The sequence below is a fragment of the Streptomyces botrytidirepellens genome (assembly GCF_003721215.1).
GTDB lineage: Bacteria > Actinomycetota > Actinomycetes > Streptomycetales > Streptomycetaceae > Streptomyces > Streptomyces himastatinicus.
The window spans coordinates 14,453-38,907 of sequence record NZ_RIBZ01000153.1 but is presented as its reverse complement, the minus strand read 5'-3'; the positions used below and the strand labels follow the sequence as shown (position 1 = coordinate 38,907).

The window sequence follows — 24,455 nt, the reverse complement described above, 5'->3', positions numbered from 1 at the left end:
GGGGGACGTCGGCCGCGTGCGCGTGGGGCCGGTACGGGGCGGGAGCGAGGAGCACACCTGCCCCTCGCGCGCCGCCGCCAAAGCTTCCCGGCTTCCCTGGGCCTCCCGAGCTTCCCCCTGCCCACAACACGTTCGATTCGAATGGAGCAGCACTATGGCCACCAGCACGTCCGGCACGTCCAAGCGCACCCTGTACCGGCTCACGGGTGTCGCTCCCACCGTCGACGCGATGTTCGACGTCCTCGACCCGACCCGGCTCGTGGCCGTTGACGCGGAACTGCACGTCCCGGAGGAGTGGTTGGGCGTTCCGGCGCTGCTGGTCACCGGCAGCTTCGAGCAGCCGGTCGCGAGCTGGTGCGGCGAGATCAACCGCACGACCGGGTGCGAGGTGTCGCGGCCCGTGAACCGGTCGGCCGGGCTGCTGATGCTCGCGGTCGACGGCGAGGTGTACGCCATCGGCTACGACCAGGGCTTCCGCCTGGTGCCCGACCGGGTCAAGGACCGGCGGTTCGGGCTGAGTTTCGTGATCCGCAGGGTGGACCCCGCCCAGATCCGGGACATGGTCTCCCATACGCCGGGCGGTGGCCGGACCGACATCACTCTCGTGCCCGGCGGCGCTCCGGTCTGGAGTCTGGGTGTCCAGGAGCACGCGCAGATCGTGCGGCGGCTGGGCGGCCGGCTGGATGGGATCGAGCTCACGATCGCTCAGGACGACCGTACGAAGATCAGCAGCGTTGACGGCGGTACCGGGCTGCGGATGCGCCTCGGTGTCGACGCTCCGGACCTGGTCGCGGACATCCGGGCCATCGCCCGTGTCCTTCGGGACGAGGCCCCGGCTCCGGAGCTGGAGTTCGTCGAGCACATCGTCCCGGTCAAGGACGGCGACCTCGTCACGCGGCTGGAGGGGCGGGTCGACGACATGCTGGGCGAGGTGCCGGACGGACGTATCGCGGTCGCCGTCCCGTCCGATCACTGGGACGACTACGGCGCCGCTCAGGCCTTCGCCACCAAGGTGCACAGCCTGGAGGCGCGCCTCACCGACGACTTCAGCCTGGAGTACCTCCTCAACCGGGCCCGCGTGCAGAGGGCGGGAACGCGCTTCGCCGCGCTTCGGGACGGCACCGTCACCCTCTACGCGCACACCCGGGCGGAGAAGGGTGACGTCATCTGGACGTCGAGCGTGCTGCGGTGGATCGAGGCGGAGGTGACGCTCGGTGCCCGCCGGTTCTTCCTGCTGGACGGGCAGTGGTACGAGATCGGTGAGGCGTATCTGGAGGCGATCCGTTCGCAGGTGGCGCGGCTCATTACCGGCACGCCCTCGGTCGACCTTCCGGCCTGGGTGCTCGGGGACAAGGAGCGGGACTACAACGAGTCGGTGCCCGACTTGCGGCCCGGGTACGTCTGCTTCGACCGTGACAACGTCCGGACCGCGCTGCACCGGGGCAACGGCGTGGAGATCTGCGACCTGCTGAGCCCGGACGACGTCCTGGTCATGGTGAAGCGGGCCAAGGGCTCCGACGCGCTGAGCCATCTGTTCGGTCAGGCCGTGGTCGCCGTTCAGGCCCTGCTGCACTCGCCGGAGGCCGGGGACGGGTTCGCCCGGAAGGTGGCCGCGGCCCGGCCTGGTCGGCCTCTGCCGGAGGGGTTCCGGCCGTCGAGGGTCGTCTTCGCGATCCTGCTGAAGGACGGCATCGACCTCACCGCCGACACGCTGTTCCCGTTCTCCCAGGTCACCCTCGTGCAGACGGCCAAGATCATGGAGGCCTGGGGCGTCGCCGTCGAGGTCATCGGGATCCAGGCCACGGCGGTGCCTCCGGGCCGGGCGGGAATCCGCCACCTGGCCGCGTAGCGGGGGCAACACACATCTAACCCGCCCATGGGTGCAGCCAGTTACACCCAATGTCTATGCCAAGTGCATCGACGGCCAGGAAGCCGAAATGAACAACCGGATCATGAAAGGACTGGGAGAGGAGGAAATGGAGCAGGACATGCCGGAAGAGTGAATCGGTATGCAGGACCGATCGACGTTGAGCCCCGGAGCGATCCAGGGCTTTTCGTTGTGATCAAGTGTCTGAATAATAGCCCCTTGAGCGGCCTCGTTCATCCGTCCAAGATGAGGTGATGAGCGCTTGGACTGATCTTGCAGGCCAAACGGCCGGTGCTTTGTTAGGGACGCTCGTCGGTGGCGCGATCACCGTTTTGGTTGCGCGTTGGCAGACGTCAAAGACGATTGCTGCACAGTCCGAACTCGCGACGGTGCAGCAGGCCGCAGAGGCTCGGTTGTCGCGTGCAGAGAGGGATCACGAGCGCTCGTCCGAGGCTGCTCGCCAACTGCTTGAACGATTGGCTGACCTCTACGCCTGGTTGCCATCCTTGCCGGACGTTGCTGCAGACAGACCGAGGCTGAGCGGTCACGCGCGGGAGCAATGTGCCTCGGCGATGGAGTCGCTGCGCCGTGGGATGCAGACAGAACTCTTTTCCATCGCTGCGCCGGAAGTCCGGCGGCGATACCGAACACTGGTGAAGCTTGCATACGACGTCGGATGGCGTGGGGTGGGCCGAGACCACCGTGAACGGCAAATACGAGACGTCCGCAACTACCTGCGCTACGTACAGCTCACCCTTGAATGTGTCATAGATGGAGGACGGCTCCCCGATCGTCTGGAGCCTCCGGTGCTTGACCGGGCCGCCCCATCTGCGTGGCTGCCCCCTGACGTCCCGTGGCACTGGGGTGACCCGGCTGACGGCAGTTGAGTCGGGGTGGCCGAAGGGCGTCATGACCTGCGAGGAAGCCCTCAAGATCAACACGCTATTACAACGTGATCACTGGCACGGGGGTGCGTTCGGCGGCCCCTGGCTGCACAAATGCGAAGACCCCGCATCCAGCGTCTGGGCTGATGGCGGGGTCTGCTGGCACCTTCTGCGAGGTGCCCCCGGCAGGATTCGAACCTGCGCACACGGCTCCGGAGGCCGTTGCTCTATCCCCTGAGCTACGGGGGCTTGCCTGTCGCTGCTGTCTCGCGGCGACGGGTAGAACACTACCAGCTCGCAGAGGTGGTCATGAACGCTTATCGGGAGAGGGGCGAGGGAGGGGCGGGGCGGGAGCGGAGGGGGGTATACCGCATGTGGAGGGTGGGGCGCAGGGGAGTGGGGGAAAGGTCCCTCGCACGGGGTGGAAGTGGGCAAAACGCGGACGCGGGGGCGGGGGCGCGCCTACTCTTCAGGGTGTGCCTGGCTTGTCCGGCCGGGTCCTTGTCGTCGACGACAACAAGGTCATCCGGCAGCTGATCAGGGTCAACCTCGAGCTGGAGGGCTTCGAGGTCGTGACCGCGGCCGATGGTGCCGAGTGCCTGGAGATCGTTCACCAGGTGGCACCCGATGTGATCACTCTCGATGTCGTGATGCCCAGACTGGATGGGCTACAGACGGCGTCCAGGTTGCGTGCTGATGCGCGGACCCGGCAGTTGCCGGTCGCGATGATCAGTGCGTGTACGCAGGTGGAGGTGGACCGGGGGCGGGCGCTGGGGGTGGATGCCTTTCTGGCGAAACCCTTCGAGCCCGCCGAGCTGGTGAAGCTCGTGGGGCGGCTGATGAGTCAAGGGGCCGCTGGGGCGGCCGCGCCCGGTGATGCTGAGCCGGCTGTGAGGCCCACCGGCTAGCCGAGGTTTTGGGTTGGTCGGTGGGCCTCCCGACCTCACACCTTCCGTAGACGGGCGTGCGGTGGTCCGAGGGGCGAAACCGGTTCGCGGGGGTACCCCCCTCCTCCCATACGCTGGTGCCGTGACACCCGCCCAGCTCTCCCGCACTGTGCTGCACACTGTGCGTCGCGCCGTTGAGGCCGACGAGCTGTGCGTCGATGTGCCGGAGCGGGTGAAGGTGCAGACCCCGCCGCGGCCCGGGTGCGGGGATTACGCCACGAATGTTGCGTTGCAGCTTGCTCGGGGGCGTGGGGAGGGTGCTGCCGCGCGGATCGCCGAGGTGCTGCGTCGACGGCTTGTTGAGACGCCTGGCATCGCGGGCGTTGATGTCGCCGGGCCTGGGTTCTTGAACATCACCCTTGATGCGCGCTCGCATGACCAGCTGCTCGGGGTCGTGCTTGAGCAGGGGGACGGGTATGGGCTTGGGGATGGGCTCGCGGGGGTGCACGCGCGCTTCGCGCCCGCCGACGAGGTGCGGGCCGCGCTGGTGCTGCATGTGGTCATCGGGCTTGTGGAGGGGTGTGGGGGGTCCGCCGACGTAGAAGTCGGCGGGGAGGTTATTTCTGTGCGGAGTGCCGGGGTCGATGGCCGTGAGCTGCTTACTCGCCTTGGGTCCGACGCTGCTCGGTGGGCGCTGTTGCGGGCTGCTGCGCATGATCTGCCCGATCTTGATCCGGCGCATCTGCTGGCCCAGCGGGAGGGGAATCCGCTCTTCAGGGTGCAGTATGCGCATGCCGTCACCCATCGGTCCGTCGGCAGTACAGAGGGGGTCGACGACTCGGCGCTGCTCGGGTTGCTCGGTGACTTTCCCCGTACCGTCGAGGCCGCCGCCCGGCACCGTGCGCCCGATCGGCTCGCGCGTCACCTTGTTGCCACTGCTGATGCCTTCCTTCCCGGTACGCGGCGAAAACGCCTTGCCGAGGCCACCCGCGTCGTGCTCGCGAATGGCCTCCGCCTGCTTGGCATCAGCGCCCCGAAACGCCTTTGATCAATGAGAGAGACAGCATGAGCCGTTCCGCCCACCCCGCCGGGCCCCGTCACGCCGATGTCCTGCCCGAGGGGCACTACGCCGCGCCGCCCGCCGATCTCAATCAGCTCGACGCTCGGGTCTGGTCCCGCACGGTCAGCCGGAACGCCGACGGTGTCGTCACCGTCGGCGGGATCGATGTCGCGACGCTCGCCGAGCGGTTCGGGACGCCCGCGTACTTCCTCGACGAGGACGACTTCCGCGCCCGCTGCCGGGCCTGGCGGGAGGCGTTCGGGGAGGACGCGGACGTGTTCTACGCCGGGAAGGCGTTCCTGTCCCGCGCCGTCGTGCGCTGGCTGCACGAGGAGGGGCTGAACCTCGACGTCTGCTCCGAGGGGGAGCTGGCCACCGCGCTCGCCGCCGGGATGCCCGCCGAGCGGATCGCGTTGCATGGGAACAACAAGACTGCGAAGGAGATCCACAGGGCCGTGGAAGCGGGCGTCGGGCGCATCGTGCTCGACTCCTTCCAGGAGATCGTGCGCGTCGCGCACATCGCGCAGGGTCTTGGCAAGCGGCAGAAGGTCCAGATCCGGGTCACGGTCGGCGTCGAGGCGCATACGCACGAGTTCATCGCGACCGCGCACGAGGACCAGAAGTTCGGCATTCCGCTCGCGGGCGGGCAGGCGGCCGAGGCGGTGCGGCGGGCGCTGAAGCTCGACGGGCTGGAGCTGATCGGCGTGCACTCGCACATCGGGTCGCAGATCTTCGACACCTCCGGCTTCGAGGTGGCCGCCCACCGCGTCGTGGGGCTGCTCAAGGAGGTCCGGGACGAGCACGGGGTCGAGCTGCCCGAGATCGACCTCGGCGGCGGTCTCGGCATCGCGTACACGCCGGACGACGACCCGAGCGAGCCGCAGGAGATTGCCACGGCGCTGCGGGACATCGTCCACCGGGAATGTGACGCAGCAGGGCTCTCGGTGCCGCGGCTGTCCGTCGAGCCGGGGCGCGCGATCGTCGGGCCGACGGCATTCACCCTGTACGAGGTGGGTACGGTCAAGGAACTGCCCGGGCTGCGGACGTACGTCAGTGTCGATGGGGGCATGTCCGACAACATCCGTACGGCGCTCTACGATGCGGAGTACTCGGTGGCGTTGGTCTCCCGTTCGTCCACGGCCGAGCCGATGGTCTCCCGGGTGGTCGGCAAGCACTGCGAGTCGGGCGACATCGTCGTACGGGACGCCTTCCTGCCCGCCGACCTGGCGCCCGGCGACCTGATCGCCGTCCCGGCCACCGGCGCGTACTGCCGCTCGATGGCCAGCAACTACAACCACGCGCTGCGTCCGCCGGTCGTCGCCGTGCGGGATGGTGAGGCGCGGGAAATCGTCCGACGGGAGACGGAGGAGGATCTCCTGCGGCTCGACGTCGGCTAACGGGATCGGCTAGCGGAATCGACTAGCGGGATCGGCCGGCCACAGATCAGCGAGATCGGTCGGCCGGGCCGGTCAGCAAGATCGATTGCCTGGATCGGTCGGCGAGAAGGAAATCTCGGATACTGGACCCGGGGGCAGGAAACCCCGGCCAGTGCAAGAGACTGGTGCACCACCTAGATGGATGAGAAGCGAGGTCGGATGATGCGTACGCGTCCGCTGAAAGTGGCGCTGCTGGGCTGTGGAGTCGTCGGCTCAGAGGTGACGCGCATCATGACGACGCACGCGGACGACCTCGCGGCACGCATCGGCGCCCCGGTCGAGCTGGCCGGGATCGCCGTGCGGCGCCCGGGGCGGGTCCGCGACGGCGTACCGGCCGAGCTGGTGACCACCGACGCCACCGCTCTGGTCAAGCGCGGGGACATCGACGTCGTGGTCGAGGTCATCGGCGGGATCGAGCCCGCCCGCTCGCTGATCACCACCGCTTTCGAGCACGGCGCGAGCGTGGTGTCGGCCAACAAGGCGCTGGTCGCCAAGGAGGGCGCGGCGCTGCACGCCGCCGCCCAGGAGCGCGGGGCGGACCTGTACTACGAGGCGGCGGTCGCGGGCGCGATTCCGCTGGTGCGGCCGCTGCGCGAGTCGCTCGCGGGTGACAACATCAACCGCGTCCTCGGCATCGTCAACGGCACCACGAACTTCATCCTCGACCGGATGGACACCAGCGGAGCCGGGTATTCCGAGGCGCTGGACGAGGCCACCGCGCTCGGGTACGCCGAGGCCGACCCGACCGCCGACGTCGAGGGCTTCGACGCCGCGGCCAAGGCCGCGATCCTGGCCGGGATCGCCTTCCACACCCGGGTCACCCTCGACGATGTGCACCGTGAGGGCATCACCGAGGTGACCGCGGCCGACATCGCCTCCGCGAAGCGCATGGGGTGCACCGTCAAGCTGCTCGCGATCTGCGAGCGGGCCGCCGACGGCCGGTCGGTGACCGCGCGGGTGCACCCGGCGATGATTCCGCTGACCCATCCGCTGGCCTCGGTCCGCGAGGCGTACAACGCGGTCTTCGTGGAGGCCGACGCCGCCGGTCAGCTCATGTTCTACGGACCGGGCGCGGGCGGTTCGCCGACCGCCTCCGCCGTCCTCGGGGACCTGGTCGCGGCGTGCCGCAACAAGCTGTCGGGCACCGCCGGGCCGGGCGAGTCCGCGTACAGCCGACTGCCCGTGAGCCCCATGGGCCAGGTGGTCACGCGCTACCACATCAGCCTCGACGTCGCCGACAAACCGGGTGTTCTCGCTCAGGTCGCGACAGTGTTCGCCGAGCACGGCGTGTCGATCGATACGGTCCGGCAGCAGGGGAAGGACGGCGAGGCGTCCCTCGTCGTCGTGACCCACCGCGCGAGCGATGCCGCGCTCTCGGCGACCGTCGAGACACTGCGCCGGCTCGACACCGTCCGTGATGTCGCGAGCATCATGCGGGTCGAGGGCGAATAGCGGGCCGACAACAGGCCCCTCGCAGATCGCAGGCCGATCGCAGGGCCGACAGACAGGCCGATCGCAGGCCGACAGAGGCGGAGCAGAGGCCGAGTAGAGGGCGAGCGGAGAAAAAGGGACATCATGAACGCAATTGCTGACGCCGGGACTCGCATGTCCGGCACCCGCCAGTGGCACGGATGGCGGGGCATCATCGAGGAGTACCGCGACCGCCTCCCGGTCGGCGAGACGAGCCCCGTCGTCACCCTCCGCGAGGGCGGGACGCCCCTCGTGCCCGCGCAGGTGCTCTCCGAGCGCACCGGCTGCGAGGTGCACCTCAAGGTCGAGGGCGCCAACCCCACCGGGTCCTTCAAGGACCGCGGCATGACGATGGCCATCAGCGCGGCCAAGGAGGCCGGGGCGAAGGCCGTCATCTGCGCCTCCACCGGAAACACCTCGGCCTCGGCGGCGGCGTACGCCGTGCGCGCCGGGATGGTCTGCGCGGTGCTGGTGCCGCAGGGCAAGATCGCGCTGGGCAAGATGGGCCAGGCGCTGGTGCACGGCGCGAAGATCCTCCAGGTCGACGGCAACTTCGACGACTGCCTGACGCTCGCGCGCGGCCTGTCCGAGAAGTACCCGGTGGCGCTGGTCAATTCGGTCAACCCGGCCCGTATCGAGGGGCAGAAGACCGCGGCCTTCGAGATCGTCGACATGCTCGGCGACGCGCCCGACATCCACGTCCTGCCGGTCGGGAACGCGGGCAACATCACCGCCTACTGGAAGGGCTACCAGGAGTACGCGGCCGAGGACGGCCCGGCCTCCCGCACCCCCCGGATGTGGGGCTTCCAGGCGGCGGGCTCGGCTCCCATCGTGCGCGGCGAGCCGGTCAAGGAGCCGGCCACCATCGCCACCGCGATCCGGATCGGCAACCCGGCGTCCTGGTCCCAGGCCGAGCGGGCGCGGGACGAGTCGGGCGGCTTCATCGACGAGGTGACCGACCGTCAGATCCTCGCCGCCTACCGGCTGCTCGCCTCCCAGGAGGGCGTCTTCGTCGAGCCGGCCTCCGCGGCGAGCGTGGCCGGGCTGCTGAAGGCGGCCGAGCAGGGCAAGGTCGACCCGGGCCAGCGCATCGTGTGCACGGTGACCGGCAACGGCCTGAAGGACCCCGACTGGGCGGTCGCGGGCGCCCCGCAGCCGGTCATCGTGCCGGTGGACGCCGACGCGGCGGCCGTACGGCTCGGGCTGGCGTAACGCGGGAGCACGCGCGAGGCGGGCCGGGGCGCTGTCGTCGAGCCCCCGGCCCGGCCGTGAAGGCCCACGCCGGATAACCGCCGGGGCCATGCCAGGCGGGCCTGCCGGCCCACCTCAGGGGGCGTACGCCCGCTCCTCACCGCCTCCGCCCGCCGGGTGTCTCAAGATCCACTCGAGTGGTGGACGAGATGCGCAGGAACGATGAGGCCATGGGGAACCCTCCAGTAGAGTGGACCTGGTCGACGACAGGGAGTGCGACACGCATCGTGCGCCTCCCGTGCGCCCTATGTCGCCACAGAACCTTCCTTCGATAGGCTGTACTGAATCCGCCCCGACGCAGAGCATTCATGGCGTCGCCGTCCTGTCACGGCCCCCGCGGTGTTCCGTACCTCTTCGAGCAATCTCACGTCACACAAGGAGAGTCATCGAGCGATGGCCGGTCCAGCGTTCCGCGCCGCCGCCGTCCGAGTGCGCGTCCCCGCCTCGAGCGCCAATCTCGGTCCCGGCTATGACGCCTTCGGTCTCGCCCTGGGGCTCTACGACGACGTGGTGGTCCGGGTCGCCGACTCCGGTCTGCACGTCGACATCGCGGGCGAGGGCGCCGAGAGCCTGCCGCGCGACGAGAGCCATCTGCTCGTACGGTCCCTCCGTACCGCCTTCGACCTGCTGGGCGGGCAGCCGCGCGGCCTCGAGGTGGTCTGCGCCAACCGCATTCCGCACGGCCGCGGCCTCGGCTCCTCCTCCGCCGCCATCTGCGCCGGGATCACCGCCGCGCGCGCCGTGACGATAGGCGGCGGCGAAAAACTCGACGACGAGGCGCTGGTGGAGCTGGCCACCGAGATCGAGGGCCACCCCGACAACGTCGCCGCCTGTCTGCTCGGCGGCTTCACCCTCGCCTGGTCGGACGCGGGAGCCGCCCGGGCGATCAGAATGGACCCTGCCGATTCCATCGTTCCGGTGGTCTTCGTGCCCGGGAAGCCGGTGCTGACGGAGACCGCCCGCGGACTGCTGCCGCGCACCGTCCCGCATGTGGACGCGGCCGTCAACGCGGGGCGGGCGGCCCTGCTCGTGGAGGCCCTGACCAGGCGTCCCGAGCTGCTGCTGGCGGCGACGGAGGACCGGCTCCACCAGGAATACCGCGCTCCGGCGATGCCCGAGAGCGTGAGCCTGGTGCACCGACTGCGTGCGGACGGCGTCCCCGCGGTCGTCTCCGGCGCGGGCCCCACGGTGCTCGCGCTGGTCGAGGACGGTGCGGCCGACAAGGTCGCACGGCTGGCGGGCGAGGGGTGGGCGGCCAACCGGCTGGCTCTCGACGCCGGGGGGGCGAGCGTCCTGCCGCTCAGCTGACCCAGCCGCCCGGGGCGTCCCCCGGGCCCCGCACAACTCGATTGCCGGTTGGAGAGGGGGAATGTTTGTTGGATCCGGTAGTGTTAACCTCAAGTCTGCACTTGAAGCCTCTTGGATGTACTCGGAGGCGCAGTGCGAAGTGTCCCCATCCGGGACCACCCTTCTTCCGGGAGCCTCCCACACTGCCTGAGCAGCCTGCCTGAGCAGTGTCGTGCACGCACCGGAATCGGCGTGGCGGATCCAAGCGAACCACTCTGCCGCGTCGGAACCATGAATGTTCTCTCCGCCGTACCGGCGGACCACCGCCCCGGCCCGGTCCGTAACGGAAGGACCACAGCCGGACAGCACAACCGGTCGCCGAGCCAGACAGGCCGACGCCCGCTCCAGGGAAGGACCCTTCGTGAGCGACACCACCGATCTGATGGGCGTGAACGCCTCCGGCACCTCCGACAGCGGTGTCGGCAATGCCGCCGCGCCCGCTACGGACGCTTCCGCGCCTGCCACCGGTGCTGCCACTGGCACTGCCCCGCGGCGACGCCGCTCGGGCACCGGCCTTGACGCCATGGTCTTGGCGGAGCTCCAGCAGCTCGCCTCGAGCCTGGGCATCAAGGGCACCGCGCGGATGCGCAAGAGCCAGCTGATCGAGGTCATCAAGGAGAAGCAGGCCGCATCCGGCGGCGGAGCCCAGGGCTCCGAGGCCGCCCCGTCCGCCGCCGAGGGGGTGACCAAGCCGAAGCGCCGTGCGACCTCCAAGGCCCGTACGGGCGAGGACAGCGCGGACGCCGGCAAGCAGGACAAGGCCGGGAAGGCCGACAAGGCCGACCAGCCCGCGGATGCCGAGAAGTCCGGCAAGGCCGCCAAGGGCGGCAAGGCGGACAAGGCCGCCGCCCAGCAGCAGATCGACATCCCGGGTCAGTCCGGGGAGCCGGTCGCCGACGAGCAGCCGGCCGGTGAGCGCCGTCGCCGCCGGGCGACCGCGCCCGCCACTGCCACCGCCGAGTCCGGCGGCACGGCCACCGCGGTCGAGACCCGCACGGAGGCCCGTGCCGAGGCCAAGGGCGACGCCAAGGGCGAGGCCGCGGCGGACACCGCCGAGGGCAAGGGCGCCAAGGGCGGCGACCGTCAGGACCGCCAGGAGCGCGGCCAGAAGGGCGACCGGCGCGAGCGCGGCGGCCAGCGTGACCGGGGCCGCGGCGGCAAGGGCGACGACGGCCAGCAGGGCGGCGGTGGCCGTCAGCAGCGTGGCGACGGGCGCGGCCAGGGCCAGCAGCGCTCCGACGACGGGGACGACGACTTCGAGGGCGGGCGCCGTGGGCGCCGCGGCCGCTACCGCGACCGCCGTGGCCGCCGTGGCCGCGACGACTTCGGCAACGAGCCGCAGGTCTCCGAGGACGATGTCCTGATCCCGGTCGCGGGCATCCTCGACATCCTCGACAACTACGCGTTCATCCGGACCTCCGGCTACCTGCCGGGCCCGAACGACGTGTACGTCTCGCTCGCCCAGGTCCGCAAGAACGGTCTGCGCAAGGGCGATCACGTCACCGGTGCGGTCCGTCAGCCGCGCGAGGGCGAGCGCCGCGAGAAGTTCAACGCGCTGGTGCGGCTCGACTCGGTCAACGGCATGGCGCCCGAAACCGGCCGTGGACGGCCCGAGTTCGGGAAGCTGACGCCGCTTTACCCGCAGGACCGGCTGCGTCTGGAGAGCGAGGCCGGCGGCCTGACGACCCGGATCATCGACCTGGTCGCGCCGATCGGCAAGGGCCAGCGCGGTCTGATCGTGGCCCCGCCGAAGACCGGTAAGACCATGATCATGCAGGCGATCGCCAACGCGATCACCCGCAACAGCCCCGAGTGCCATCTGATGGTCGTCCTCGTCGACGAGCGGCCGGAAGAGGTCACCGACATGCAGCGCTCGGTCAAGGGCGAGGTCATCTCCTCGACCTTCGACCGTCCCGCCGAGGACCACACCACCGTCGCCGAGCTGGCGATCGAGCGGGCCAAGCGGCTGGTGGAGCTGGGTCACGACGTGGTCGTGCTGCTGGACTCGATCACGCGTCTGGGCCGTGCGTACAACCTGGCGGCGCCCGCCTCCGGCCGCATCCTGTCCGGTGGTGTCGACTCGACCGCGCTCTACCCGCCGAAGAAGTTCTTCGGTGCCGCGCGGAACATCGAGGACGGCGGCTCGCTGACCATCCTGGCCACCGCGCTGGTCGAGACCGGCTCGCGGATGGACGAGGTGATCTTCGAGGAGTTCAAGGGCACCGGCAACATGGAGCTCAAGCTCGACCGGAAGCTCGCCGACAAGCGCATCTTCCCGGCGGTCGACGTCGACCCGTCGAGCACCCGTAAGGAAGAGATCCTGCTGGCGCCGGAGGAGCTGAACATCGTCTGGAAGCTGCGCCGGGTGCTGCACGCGCTCGACTCGCAGCAGGCGATCGAGCTGCTGCTCGACAAGATGAAGCAGACGAAGTCGAACGCCGAGTTCCTGATGCAGATCGCCAAGACCACGCCCACCCCGGGCAACAACGGCGACTAGTCGCACAGACTCCACCACGCTCGGTCATCCGAGGCCTCCCCGCACCGCGGGGAGGCCTCGGTTTTTTTGAGAGGTGAACCACACCAAAAGGGACAGTCACGGAACGGTCTCGATGCCCTTATCACCTGCGAAAGGGCAGGTGAGAGCGGTAAGGCGGACGAAGGGGGCGAACGGCGTCCGGCCCGCCCCAGATGAAAACCAGCCGAACTCCGTATGCAACCCTGGCGCTCGGCCTGTCATCTGTCAGGTCGAATCCGCGACGCCACGCCTGACCGTGACGGCAGGGGGTACCCGGGATACGAGGACTGAGGAGCACATGGCTGACGACCAGCACAGCACGCCGGTGACCCCGGGCCGACATCGAGCTCGCGGAGGCACCGGCGGACGCCGCCGCAAGCGTCCCAGTACCCGCCGCAGGGCCACGCACATCACCGTCTGGTCGGTCGCCTCCGTACTGATCCTCGGCGGCGCCGGGGCCGGGTACCTCTACTACAAGCTCAACGGCAACCTCACGGGCGTCGACGTCAACGCCGCGCTGGGCGCCGATCGCCCCAAGAACGTCGACAACGGCTCGATGGACATCCTCGTCCTCGGCTCCGACTCGCGGGCCGGGAAGAACGCCAAGTACGGCAAGGACGAGGGCACCTCGCGCTCCGACACCGCGATGATCGTGCACGTCTACAAGGGCCGCAAGAAGGCCAGCGTGGTCAGCATTCCGCGCGACACGCTCATCAAACGTCCCTCGTGCGAGAAGGACGGCAAGGAGAGCCCCGCCGTCCAGGAGGCGATGTTCAACAGCGCCTACGAGGCCGGTGGCCCCGCGTGCACCATCAAGACCGTCGAGGACATGAGCGGCATACGCATGGACCACTTCCTGGAGGTCGACTTCTCCGGCTTCCAGCAGCTGATCGACGACCTCGGCGGCGTCGACATCACCACCACCGAGCCGATCCACGACCCGAAGAGCCACCTCGACCTGGAGCCCGGCCCGCACACCCTCAACGGTGAGCAGTCCCTCGGCCTGGTACGGACCCGGCACGGCGTCGGCGACGGCAGTGACCTCGGCCGGATCAAGCTCCAGCAGGCGTTCGTCAAGGCGCTGCTCGACCAGATCAAGAGCGTCAACCTCTTCGGCAACCCGAAGAAGCTGTACGACCTGGCGAACACCTCCACCAAGGCGCTCACCACCGACTCCGAGCTGGCCTCGGTCAACAAGCTGTCGGGCTTCGCCAAGAGCCTCCAGGGCATCGGCTCGGGCAACATGAAGATGACCACGCTGCCCGTCCAGTACGACCCGAACGACCCGGCCCGGGTGCTGCCCATGGAGTCCAAGACCAAGCTGATCTGGAAGGCGCTGCGGGCGGACCAGCCGATCCCGAAGGCCGCCACCAAGGGATCCGCGGGCGACGCGAACGACGCCGGCAACGTGGTCAAGTAGGACCGCGCGGAGGATGTCGGACGGGGTCGGGAATATCCCGGCCCCACCCCCGGTTTTGGGTGATGCGGCCAGTGCTGGCAAACTGGATCGTCGGCCCCGGTTCACGACGTGCAAACCCGCTCGTCGACCCGGAGCCCTCCCGAGAAACCAGGAGAATCCCTTGAAGCGCGACATCCACCCGGAGTACGTCGAGACCCAGGTCAGCTGCACCTGTGGCGCGTCCTTCACCACCCGTAGCACCGTGGGCGGCGGCACCATCCGTGCCGACATCTGCTCCGAGTGCCACCCGTTCTACACGGGCAAGCAGAAGATCCTCGACACCGGTGGCCGTGTGGCGCGGTTCGAGGCCCGCTTCGGCAAGAACGCCGGGTCCAAGAAGTAGCGACCCGCACGGCGCCGGTCCTCGGTCGCCCCCGCGCAGGGGCGACCGGACCGGCGTTTTGCGTCAGCCAGCCCGTCCGCCGGGCCGCCGGTCGGGCCCGTCGGCCGTCCTGTCCGGCCCGTATTCCCCGCGTCCACGCAGACCCACCCAGGGAGCCCTCATGTTCGAGGCGGTCGAGGATCTGATCGGCGAACACGCCGCCCTCGAAAAGCGGCTCGCCGACCCCGCGGTCCATGCCGACCAGCGCGAGGCGAAGCGACTCAACAAGCGCTACGCCGAGCTGACCCCGATCATCGACACGTACCGCGACTGGAAGCAGGCCGGGGACGACATCGAGACGGCCCAGGAGCTGGCGCAGGACGACCCGGACTTCGCCGACGAGGTCAAGGAGCTGGAGCTGCGCCGCGCGGAGCTGACCGACCGGCTGCGGCTGCTGCTGGTCCCGCGCGACCCCAGCGACGACAAGGACGTCATCCTCGAGGTCAAGGCGGGCGAGGGCGGCGAGGAGTCCGCGCTGTTCGCCGGCGACCTGCTGCGGATGTATCTGCGGTACGCCGAGCGGATCGGCTGGAAGACCGAGATCATCGACGCCAACGAGTCCGACCTCGGCGGCTACAAGGACGTCCAGGTGGCCGTGAAGGCCAAGGGCACCATCGAGCCCGGCCAGGGCGTGTGGGCCCGGCTGAAGTACGAGGGCGGGGTGCACCGCGTGCAGCGGGTGCCCGCCACCGAGTCCCAGGGCCGCATCCACACCTCCGCGGCCGGTGTGCTGGTCACTCCGGAGGCCGAGGAGGTCGAGGTCGAGATCGGCCCCAACGACCTGCGGATCGACGTCTACCGCTCCTCCGGCCCCGGCGGCCAGTCGGTGAACACCACCGACTCCGCGGTGCGCATCACCCACCTGCCCACCGGCATCGTCGTCTCCTGCCAGAACGAGAAGAGCCAGCTCCAGAACAAGGAGCAGGCGCTGCGCATCCTGCGTTCGCGGCTGCTGGCCGCAGCCCAGGAGGAGGCCGAGCGGGAGGCGTCGGACGCCCGCCGCAGCCAGGTCCGCACCGTCGACCGCTCCGAGCGCATCCGTACGTACAACTTCCCGGAGAACCGCATTTCGGACCACCGGGTCGGTTTCAAGGCGTACAACCTGGATCAGGTGCTCGACGGGGAGCTGGCGCCCGTCATCCAGGCGTGTGTGGACGCCGACGCGGCGGCGAAGCTCGCGGCGGCCCAGTAGGACCTTCCTCTTCGCAACTACGGACCGGCTGGAGGAATTCAGTGAATGTGCTGCTCGCCGAGGTGGCCCAGGCCACCCAGCGGCTGGCCGACGCGGGCGTGCCCTCCCCGCGCTTCGACGCGGAGGAGCTCGCCGCCTTCGTGCACGGCGTCAAGCGGGGGGAGCTGCACGGCGTGCCCGACGCCGACTTCGACGCCCGCTACTGGGAGGCGGTCGCCCGCCGTGAGGCCCGCGAGCCACTCCAGCACATCACCGGCCGCGCCTTCTTCCGCTACCTGGAGCTCCAGGTGGGTCCCGGCGTCTTCGTCCCCCGTCCGGAGACCGAGTCGGTCGTCGGCTGGGCGATAGACGCGGTCCGGGCCATGGACGTCGTCGAACCCCTCATCGTCGACCTGTGCACCGGCTCCGGGGCCATCGCCCTGGCCCTCGCCCAGGAGGTGCCCCGCTCCCGGGTGCACGCCGTGGAGCTGGACGAGGGCGCCCTTCTGTGGGCCCGCAAGAACGTCGAGGGGTCCCGCGTCGTTCTCCAGCGAGGAGACGCGTTGACGGCCCTGCCCGAGCTGGACGGGCAGGTGGACCTCGTCATCAGCAACCCCCCGTACATCCCGCTGACCGAGTGGGAGTACGTGGCGCCGGAGGCGCGCGACCACGACCCCCAGCTCGCGCTCTTCTCCGGTGAGGACGGCCTCGATGTGATCCGCGGCCTGGAGCGCACGGCCCACCGGCTGCTGCGGCCGGGCGGCGTGGTCGTCATCGAGCACGCAGACACCCAGGGCGGCCAGGTGCCGTGGATCTTCACGGAGGAGCGTGGCTGGGCGGACGCCGCCGACCACCCCGACCTGAACAAACGGCCCCGATTCGCCACCGCGCGGAAGGCCATGCCGTGACCGCGGCACCGCACCACACACTGGCCACGTACGAGGAGGACCGTTAAATGGCACGGCGATACGACTGCGGGGACGCGACCGACCGCAAGACCGGCCTGCGCGAGGCCGCGTCCGCCGTCCGCCGCGGCGAGCTGGTCGTGCTGCCCACCGACACCGTCTACGGGATCGGTGCGGACGCCTTCAGCGCGGAGGCCGTCGGCGATCTGCTGGAGGCCAAGGGCCGGGGCCGCAACATGCCGACCCCCGTCCTGGTCGGCTCCCCGAACACCCTGCACGGCCTGGTCACCGACTTCTCCGAGCAGGCCTGGGAGCTGGTCGACGCCTTCTGGCCCGGTGCGCTCACCCTCGTCGCCCGGCACCAGCCGTCGCTGACCTGGGACCTGGGCGAGACCCGGGGCACCGTGGCGGTGCGGATGCCGCTGCACCCGGTCGCGATCGAGCTGCTGAACGACTTCGGCCCGATGGCGGTCTCCAGCGCCAACCTCACGGGACACCCGTCCCCGCAGGACTGCGACGCCGCGCAGGACATGCTGGGCGATTCCGTCTCGGTCTACCTCGACGGCGGCCCCACCCCGGCCGCGGTGCCCTCCTCCATCGTCGACGTCACGGGCAAGGTCCCGGTGCTGCTGCGTGCGGGCGCGCTCTCCGCCGAGCAGCTCCGTGAGGTCGTACCCGACCTCGAGGTGGCGAATTGACAGCCCCTGAGACGGGCCGTGGCATAGCGGAACACCGGGCGAAGCACGCCGAGACCTCGTTCCGCATCCTCCACGTCAGCACCGGCAACGTCTGCCGCTCGCCGATCACCGAGCGGCTGACCCGGCATGCCCTCACCCACCGGCTCGGCACCGCCCGCACCAGCGGGCTGATCGTGGAGAGCGCCGGCACCTGGGGCCACGAGGGCGCGCCGATGGAGGCGCACGCCGCCACCGTCCTGACCGACTTCGGCGCCGACCCGGACGGCTTCATCGGCCGGGAGCTGCTGGACGAGCACGTCATCCGCGCCGACCTCGTGCTGACCGCGACCCGGGACCACCGGGCCCAGGTCATTTCGATGGGGCACTCGGCGGGCCTGCGCACCTTCACGCTCAAGGAGTTCACCCGGCTGGTGCGGGCCATAGACCCCGCGACGCTGCCCGATCCGGAGGAGGCGGGCGGCGTGGTCGAGCGCGCCCGGTCCCTGGTCCAGGCGGCGGCCGCGCTGCGCGGCTGGCTGCTGGCGCCGAACGAGGAGGCGGACGAGGTGCACGACCCGTACGGGGCGCCCATCACCTTCTTCCGCTCCATCGGCGACGAGATCAACCAGGCGCTGGACCCGGTCGTCACCGCGCTCACGGGGGTTCCGGCCCCGGCATAGCCCCGGTCCCGGCCCGGGCGTAACCCCTGGTGGCCCCGGCCGCGGCGCGCGCTGCCGCCGGTGCGGGCCTACATTGGGGGTGACGCCCGACGAAGGTGAGCACGCGATGGCCGTCAGCGCGGTTCCCTGGGGTCCCGACTTCGGCGAGCTGGCCCGGCAGGACCCCGAGCTGGCCGGGATCATCATGAGCGAGCTCGAGCGCGTCCGGGGCAGTCTCCAGCTGATCGCCGCGGAGAACCACACCTCGCGGGCGGTGCTGGCGGCGCTGGCCTCGCCGCTGGCCAACAAGTACGCCGAGGGCTACCCCGGGGCCCGCCACCACGGCGGCTGTGAGCTGGTGGACGTCGCCGAGCGGGTGGCCCAGGGCCGGGCGACGGCGCTGTTCGGCGCAAGCCACGCCAATGTGCAGCCGCATTCGGGATCCTCCGCGGTGCTCGCGGCGTACGCCGCGCTGCTGCGGCCCGGCGACACGGTGCTGGCGATGGCGCTGCCGCACGGCGGCCACCTCACCCACGGCTCCCCGGCGAACTTCTCCGGCCGCTGGTTCCACTTCGTCGGCTACGGCGTCGACCCGGCCACCGGGCTGCTCGACTACGACCGGCTGCGCGAGCTGGCGCTCGCCCACCGCCCGAAGGCGATCGTGTGCGGTTCGATCTCGTACCCCCGCCATCTGGACTACGCCGCCTTCCGGACCATCGCCGACGAGGTGGGCGCGTACCTCGTCGCCGACGCCGCCCACCCCATCGGCCTGGTGGCCGGGAAAGCGGCGCCGAGCCCGGTGCCGTACGCGGACGTCGTGTGCGCCACCACGCACAAGGTGCTGCGCGGGCCGCGCGGCGGAATGCTGCTGTGCGGTGCGGAGCTGGCCGAGCGGGTCGATCGCGCCGTGTTCCCCTTCACTCAGGGCGGCGCCCAGATGCACACCGTGGCGGCCAAGGCGGTGGCGTTCGGCGAGGCCGCCACGCCCGCGTTCGCCGCGTACGCCCGGCAGGTCGTCGCCAACGCGCGCACCCTGGCCGACGGGCTGGCGGCGGCGGGGCTGACGGTGGCCACCGGAGGCACCGACACCCACATCATCGCCGTCGATGTGTCCCCGCTGGGGCTCGACGGCCGTGCGGCGAAGGCCCGTTGCGCGGCCGCCGGGATCATCCTGGACACCTGCGCGCTGGCCTCCGCCACCGAACCCGGCGGCTGCGTCCGGGGATTGCGGCTCGGCACCGCGGCGGTGACGACGCAGGGCATGGAGGAGGGGGAGATGGAGCAGATCGGCGCGCTGCTGACGATCGCCCTGCGCGAGGACGAGGAAGCACCCCGATCGCGCGGAGTGCGCGCGGAAGTCAGGGAACTGGCCGCGGCATTTCCTCCGTATCCGCCGTGAACTCCCGTGCCGGGGAAATAGCTCGGCCTGGAAACAGTCTGGCCTTGCGCCGCCCTGACGGCGTCCGCGCCGCCGGCCGCCGCCCTGGACGGCGGCTACACCGGCGCCGACATCCTCTATACCGGGCCCGGCAAGACCCCCGGGGAGCTGCGCGAGGCCATCGCCCGCGGCGTGCGGACGTTCTCCGCCGAGTCGCCGGGCGACCTGGAGCACATCGGGGCGGCCGCTCTCGACCACGGCGTGGTCGCCGACTGCCTGCTGCGCGTCAACAGCGCCACCGCGAGCGCCAGCACCGGCATCCGGATGACCGGCAAGCCCACCCAGTTCGGCATCGACAGCGAGACGGTGGCCGAGCCCGGCGCCGCGCCTGCGCTCCGCACGTCCCTCGCCGGTCTGCACCTGTTCTCGCAGAGCAACGCCAAGGACGAGGACGCCCTGGTCGAGGAGTTCCGGCACACCATCGAGGTGGCCGCCCAGGTCGAAGCCGACGTCGGGGTGGCCCTGCGGCTGCTGGACATCGGCGGCGGCTTCTCCGTGCCGTACGGCCGCCACGGCGCCCGCGACGCCTACCACAAGCTGCGCGGTGAGCTGGAAGTCGCCCTGGACCTGGTCGGGGACGGCGGGACCCTGCTGGCCTCGGTGAGCAACGTCAAGACCAGCCGGGACCGCCGGTTCGTCATCCTCGACGCCGGTATCAACACCTTCGGCGGCATGTCCGGGCTCGGCCGGATCCTGCCGGTGTCGGTTCGGATAGAAGGGGACGTCGAGGTGACCGGCAAGGGCACCTTGGCCGGGCCGCTGTGCACCCCCGGCGATCTGCTGGCCCGCGAGATCGACCTGCCGGAGCTGGGCGAGGGCGACGTCGTCGCCATCCCCAACACCGGCGCCTACGGGCCCACCGCCAGCCTGCTGATGTTCCTCGGCCGCCCCGCGCCCGCCGAGGCCGTGGTCCGCGGCGGCGAGGTCGTGATCAGCAGCGTCAACGGCCACGGCTACCAGGACGGCATGCGCGTCATCCGGCGGCTGCGCGCCGCCGACCCGCTCGCCACCACCCCCCGTGGTGGTCGGCGGGAAGCTGGGCGTCACCGGGGACGAGGACAGCGAACGGGTCGCCGAGCTGATGGCGGCGGGCTTCGACACGGTCTTCGACGACGGCGCCGACCCCGCCGCCGCCCTGCGCGGCTTCGTCCACTCCCGCCAGGCGGGCCCGCCCGCCCTCGCGGGCCGGGCCCCGGCCGGATGAGCGAGGGGTTCGGCGCGTTCGTCCGCGCCCACGGGGGAGAAGGCCGCCTGGTGGTCCAGCCGCGCATGGGCTTCGGCGATCCGCAGCGGATGCGGGAGGGCCTGGCGGCCACCAGAGCCGCCGACGCCCTGACCGTGGGAACCATCACACTCGACGCCCACACCCGCGTCGGCCACCTCCGGGCGGTCGAACGCGCGCTGCGCGACGGCAGCGACCTCAACGGCTACCCCATCGTCAGCCATGAGGAATCCGTCACCCGCTGGGTGCTCTCGGCAGCGAGCGGCCCCGGCTTCCCGGTCCAGGTACGGCACGGCTCCGCCGCCCCGGCCGACATCTTCCGCACCCTGACCCGGCTGGGGCTCGGCGCCGGCGAGGGCGGCCCGGTGTCGTACCGCCTGCCCTACGGACGGACCCCGCTGGCCGAGTCCGTACGGAACTGGCGGGAGAGCTGCGAGGTGGTGACCGAGCCGGCGGCACTGGAGTACGCGGACCGGGGCGCTGCCGATCGGGCGGATCACCGGTTCGGCAGCGGGCCCGTCCGGTCACCTCCGCCGGGCTGCTGGAGGATCTGTCGTACATGCGCAGAAGGTTCGACGACGTGGCCGTGGAGCACCGCACACCCCTGCCGGTCCCCGGCACACGTGGAACCGGAGCAGGCTAGGGTGAGGTCTCCTAGGGTGTGGCCCTGATCTGCCTCGCGACGTCTGGGGAATAGGTGCGTGAATACCTGCTGACTCTGTGCATCGTGGCCGCGGTGACGTATCTGCTCACCGGGCCGGTGCGGAAGTTCGCCATCGCCGCTGGTGCGATGCCGGAGATCCGGGCCCGCGATGTGCACCGTGAGCCCACTCCGCGGCTCGGAGGCATCGCCATGTTCGGCGGTCTCTGCGCGGGGTTGCTGGTGGCCGCTCACCTCACCAACCTCAAGGACGTCTTCGAAACGTCCAACGAGCCGCGCGCGCTGCTCTCCGGCGCCGGGCTCATCTGGCTGCTCGGCGTGCTGGACGACAAGTGGGGCGTGGACGCGCTCATCAAGCTGGGCGGCCAGATGATCGCCGCCGGTGTGATGGTGCTCCAGGGTCTGACCATCCTGTGGCTGCCGGTGCCCGGTGTGGGGCCGGTCTCCCTGACGCCCTGGCAGGGCACCCTGCTGACGGTGGCTCTGGTCGTCATCACCATCAACGCGGTCAACTTCGTTGACGGGCTGGACGGTTTGGCGTCCGGCATGGTGTGCATCGCCGCCGCCGCGTTCTTCATGTACGCGTACCGCATCTGGTTCGGCTACGGACTGGAGGCCGCCGCCCCCGCGACCCTGTTCGCCGCCGTCCTCATGGGCATGTGCCTGGGCTTCCTGCCGCACAACGCCCACCCCGCGCGGATCTTCATGGGCGACTCGGGCTCGATGCTCATCGGGCTGGTGCTCGCCGCGGGCGCCATCTCCATCACGGGCCAGGTGGACCCGGACGCGATGAAGCTGTTCGCCGGATCCGAGACGGCGGCGGTGCACGCCACCGTGCCGGTCTACATCCCGCTGCTGCTGCCGCTCACCGTCATCGCGGTGCCCTTCGCGGACCTGGTGCTCGCCATCGTCCGGCGCACCTGGCGGGGCCAGTCGCCGTTCGCGGCGGACCGCGGCCATCTGCACCACCGGCTGCTGGAGATCGGCCACTCGCACAGCCGGGCCGTGCTGATCATGTACTTCTGGTCGGCGCTGATCGCGTTCGGGGCGGTCGCGTACTCGGTGAACTCGGCCGGTGTGTGGTTCGTGCTCGCGATCGTGGCGCTGAGCGCGGTGGGTCTGGTGCTGTTGCTGCTGCCGCGGTTCACCCCGCGCGTGCCGCAGTGGGCGGAGGCGTTCGTACCGCCCCGCTACCGGCGCCGGGTCGCGACCGCCCAGGCGGCCGAGCCGGTCGCCCCGGCCAGGGAGCAGACCGAGCCGGAGCACCGGGAGCAGCCGGAAAGGCCCGCCCCGGAACCGCTGCCGACCGGGCTCAACGGCGCCACCGCGATCGGTGACCGGTCGCGTTTCCCCCACCGCAGGAAGATCGGAACCCCTCAGTAGCGACGACACAGCGCGTCAAGCCATACACGCGCTGTAACTCACACGTGTGACGTGCAGCACATCAGGTGGGTAAAGACCTCATCAAATAGTTTGTGATACCGTTCACTAAACCCGGTGCTTAGAGCCGAGGGGCCGTAGTGCGACGGCTCTTCGTCGCGAGGTTCCCTCTGTCCCCGGGGATACGCTCGTCCACGACGAATCGTTTGCTTCCGACTCTTGCCGGAGAAACCCTTCATGCAGTCCAACGACGCCAGAACGCTGCCCAGTTGCGCCGTGCCCACCGCCGTGGTCGGGGTGGTCGCCGTTGCCGTCAGTTCTGTGCTCGCCGGTGGAAAGGGCGCGATCGGAGCCGCCTTCGGGACGCTCCTCGTAGTCGCGGTCATGACGATCGACCTGATCGTGCTCGAGCGCACCGCGAAGTATCTTCCGCAGCTGTTCCAGATGATGGGGCTCGCCCTCTACATGGTGCAGTTCCTGCTCATCGCGGTGCTGCTGGCCATCTTCAAGGACACCACCCTCTTCAATACCCGGGCGTTCGCGTTCTCCCTGCTTGCTGCGACACTGACGTGGATCGCGGCGCAGACCCGGGCCCACATGAAGGCCAAGATCCTCTACGTGCAACCGGAAGCCGAGGACGAACGGAAGCCGGCGAGGGAGAAGGAGACCTCCCCAGCCGGGTCCGCCTCGTGATCTGTAGGGCCGGTATAAGGACGTCTGCGCTCACCTGCTATCGTCCGGTGCCATCTGAGGCACAGCGGGCGCAGGCGGCTGAACCCCCGGATTCCACGGGACGGAATCGGCGGCCCATGCAGCTGCTGCCCGTGAGCCCATCGGCCTTGTGTACACAAGCCGCCCCCACATTCGTAAGAACCAGTCCAGTGCCGTTCCGTGGCCATGCGCCGCGCCGACACATCGAGGTTGCCGTACCCATGCGCCACGCTGAAGGAGCTCGCGGTGAGTCCTGACCAGACGCTCGCCTTCGAGACCGATTGCCACATCTTCGACGGGTGCGGCTTCCCGGCCCCAGGGCTTCACTCGTTCACGTTCCAGCCGATCGCCACCATTGGCGGCTTCGAGTTCAACAAGCCGATGCTGCTGGCTCTGCTGGGCACCGTCGTCGTGGTCGTGTTCTTCTGGGCCGCCTTCGGGAGGGCCAAGGTCGTTCCCGGCAAGCTCCAGATGGTCGGTGAGGCGGGCTACGACTTCGTGCGCCGCGGCATCGTCTACGAGGCCCTGGGGAAGAAGGAGGGCGACAAGTACGTCCCCCTCATGGTCTCCCTGTTCTTCTTCATCTGGATCATGAACTTGTGGTCGGTCATTCCGATCGCCCAGTTCCCGGCGACGTCGATCATCGCCTTCCCGGCGGGGCTCGCCGCGATCGTCTACATCCTGTGGGTGAGCCTCACCTTCAAGAAGCACGGTTTCGTCGGCGGCCTGAAGAACATCTCCGGTTACGACAAGTCGCTCGGCGGCGTCCTGCCGCTGGTCATGGTCCTGGAGCTGTTCTCCAACCTGCTCATCCGGCCGTTCACCCACGCCGTCCGGCTCTTTGCCAACATGTTCGCGGGTCACGTCCTGCTGCTGATCTTCACGATCGCCAGCTGGTACCTGCTGAACGGCATCGGGATCGCTTACGCGAGCATCTCGTTCGTGATGGTCATCCTGCTGACCGCCTTCGAGCTCTTCATTCAGGCCCTTCAGGCATACGTCTTCGTCCTGCTGGCCTGTAGCTACATTCAGGGCGCTCTCGCCGAGCACCACTGAGCACCCTGTCCCAGTCC

Annotated in this window: 20 protein-coding genes, 1 tRNA gene and 2 pseudogenes; 22 read left to right on the top strand and 1 reads right to left on the bottom strand. The window is 70.0% G+C overall.

Translation table 11 applies throughout. The annotated features are described in order from the left end of the window. The first annotated feature begins 154 nt into the window (after positions 1-154). From EEJ42_RS11260 to EEJ42_RS51775, 3 genes are all read left to right on the top strand, one after another. Complete coding sequence (locus EEJ42_RS11260) at positions 155-1,849, top strand: TIGR04141 family sporadically distributed protein (RefSeq protein WP_123099834.1); 1,695 nt, start codon at positions 155-157, stop codon at positions 1,847-1,849. Positions 1,850-1,880: 31 nt separating this feature from the next. Continuing rightward, on the top strand, positions 1,881-2,003 hold the full coding sequence (locus tag EEJ42_RS53795) for a hypothetical protein (protein ID WP_281291428.1): 123 nt from the start codon (positions 1,881-1,883) through the stop codon (positions 2,001-2,003). Between the two features lie 118 nt (positions 2,004-2,121). After that, on the top strand, positions 2,122-2,754 hold the full coding sequence (locus tag EEJ42_RS51775) for a hypothetical protein (RefSeq protein ID WP_221179353.1): 633 nt from the start codon (positions 2,122-2,124) through the stop codon (positions 2,752-2,754). A gap of 174 nt (positions 2,755-2,928) precedes the next feature. Here EEJ42_RS51775 and EEJ42_RS11255 read toward each other — a convergent pair. Next, a tRNA-Arg gene (locus tag EEJ42_RS11255) sits at positions 2,929-3,000 on the bottom strand. 227 nt (positions 3,001-3,227) lie between these two features. Between EEJ42_RS11255 and EEJ42_RS11250 the strand changes: the two genes are divergently transcribed. The 19 genes and pseudogenes from EEJ42_RS11250 (at position 3,228) to atpB (ending at position 24,438) form a co-directional block, all read left to right on the top strand. Then, positions 3,228-3,659, top strand: a complete 432-nt coding sequence (locus EEJ42_RS11250; protein ID WP_425472878.1) for a response regulator — start codon at positions 3,228-3,230, stop codon at positions 3,657-3,659. Positions 3,660-3,780: 121 nt separating this feature from the next. Continuing rightward, entirely contained in the window at positions 3,781-4,686 is a 906-nt protein-coding gene (locus EEJ42_RS11245; protein ID WP_123099810.1) for an arginine--tRNA ligase, read from the top strand. 17 nt (positions 4,687-4,703) lie between these two features. After that, the gene (gene lysA, locus EEJ42_RS11240) at positions 4,704-6,095 is read left to right on the top strand and encodes a diaminopimelate decarboxylase (RefSeq protein ID WP_123099809.1); all 1,392 of its coding nucleotides are present in this window, start codon (positions 4,704-4,706) and stop codon (positions 6,093-6,095) included. A gap of 198 nt (positions 6,096-6,293) precedes the next feature. Beyond that, complete coding sequence (locus EEJ42_RS11235; protein WP_123099808.1) at positions 6,294-7,586, top strand: homoserine dehydrogenase; 1,293 nt, start codon at positions 6,294-6,296, stop codon at positions 7,584-7,586. Between the two features lie 153 nt (positions 7,587-7,739). Continuing rightward, complete coding sequence (gene thrC / locus EEJ42_RS11230) at positions 7,740-8,816, top strand: threonine synthase (RefSeq protein ID WP_123099807.1); 1,077 nt, start codon at positions 7,740-7,742, stop codon at positions 8,814-8,816. 432 nt (positions 8,817-9,248) lie between these two features. After that, a complete protein-coding gene (thrB, locus tag EEJ42_RS11225; protein ID WP_123099806.1) occupies positions 9,249-10,163 on the top strand; it encodes a homoserine kinase in 915 nt (304 codons plus the stop codon). 400 nt (positions 10,164-10,563) lie between these two features. Beyond that, the gene (gene rho / locus EEJ42_RS11220) at positions 10,564-12,699 is read left to right on the top strand and encodes a transcription termination factor Rho (RefSeq protein WP_123099805.1); all 2,136 of its coding nucleotides are present in this window, start codon (positions 10,564-10,566) and stop codon (positions 12,697-12,699) included. Positions 12,700-13,015: 316 nt separating this feature from the next. Then, the gene (locus tag EEJ42_RS11215; RefSeq protein WP_123099804.1) at positions 13,016-14,137 is read left to right on the top strand and encodes an LCP family protein; all 1,122 of its coding nucleotides are present in this window, start codon (positions 13,016-13,018) and stop codon (positions 14,135-14,137) included. A 160-nt stretch (positions 14,138-14,297) separates the two neighbouring features. Further along, positions 14,298-14,519 (top strand): 50S ribosomal protein L31, encoded by a 222-nt coding sequence (rpmE, locus tag EEJ42_RS11210; RefSeq protein WP_009715059.1) that lies wholly within the window; start codon positions 14,298-14,300, stop codon positions 14,517-14,519. Between the two features lie 160 nt (positions 14,520-14,679). After that, entirely contained in the window at positions 14,680-15,750 is a 1,071-nt protein-coding gene (prfA, locus tag EEJ42_RS11205) for a peptide chain release factor 1 (RefSeq protein ID WP_123099803.1), read from the top strand. A gap of 41 nt (positions 15,751-15,791) precedes the next feature. After that, positions 15,792-16,637 (top strand): peptide chain release factor N(5)-glutamine methyltransferase, encoded by an 846-nt coding sequence (gene prmC, locus EEJ42_RS11200; protein ID WP_123099802.1) that lies wholly within the window; start codon positions 15,792-15,794, stop codon positions 16,635-16,637. 47 nt (positions 16,638-16,684) lie between these two features. Further along, positions 16,685-17,332, top strand: coding sequence for an L-threonylcarbamoyladenylate synthase (locus EEJ42_RS11195; protein WP_009715056.1), 648 nt, complete (start codon positions 16,685-16,687; stop codon positions 17,330-17,332). After that, positions 17,329-17,991, top strand: a complete 663-nt coding sequence (locus tag EEJ42_RS11190; RefSeq protein ID WP_123099801.1) for an arsenate reductase/protein-tyrosine-phosphatase family protein — start codon at positions 17,329-17,331, stop codon at positions 17,989-17,991. Before EEJ42_RS11195 ends, EEJ42_RS11190 begins: the two co-directional genes overlap by 4 nt. A gap of 106 nt (positions 17,992-18,097) precedes the next feature. Next, positions 18,098-19,369, top strand: coding sequence for a serine hydroxymethyltransferase (locus tag EEJ42_RS11185; RefSeq protein ID WP_123099800.1), 1,272 nt, complete (start codon positions 18,098-18,100; stop codon positions 19,367-19,369). A gap of 78 nt (positions 19,370-19,447) precedes the next feature. Beyond that, positions 19,448-20,338: pseudogene (locus EEJ42_RS11180) on the top strand (type III PLP-dependent enzyme domain-containing protein); the annotation flags it as partial. A gap of 270 nt (positions 20,339-20,608) precedes the next feature. After that, a pseudogene (locus EEJ42_RS11175) lies at positions 20,609-21,073 on the top strand (methylaspartate mutase); the annotation flags it as partial. 254 nt (positions 21,074-21,327) lie between these two features. Beyond that, positions 21,328-22,674, top strand: a complete 1,347-nt coding sequence (locus EEJ42_RS11170; protein WP_123099798.1) for an MraY family glycosyltransferase — start codon at positions 21,328-21,330, stop codon at positions 22,672-22,674. Positions 22,675-22,908: 234 nt separating this feature from the next. Beyond that, on the top strand, positions 22,909-23,364 hold the full coding sequence (locus EEJ42_RS11165) for a Cg1360 family ATP-synthase-associated protein (RefSeq protein WP_123099797.1): 456 nt from the start codon (positions 22,909-22,911) through the stop codon (positions 23,362-23,364). A 264-nt stretch (positions 23,365-23,628) separates the two neighbouring features. Then, positions 23,629-24,438, top strand: a complete 810-nt coding sequence (gene atpB / locus EEJ42_RS11160; protein WP_123099796.1) for a F0F1 ATP synthase subunit A — start codon at positions 23,629-23,631, stop codon at positions 24,436-24,438. Positions 24,439-24,455: the final 17 nt, after the last annotated feature.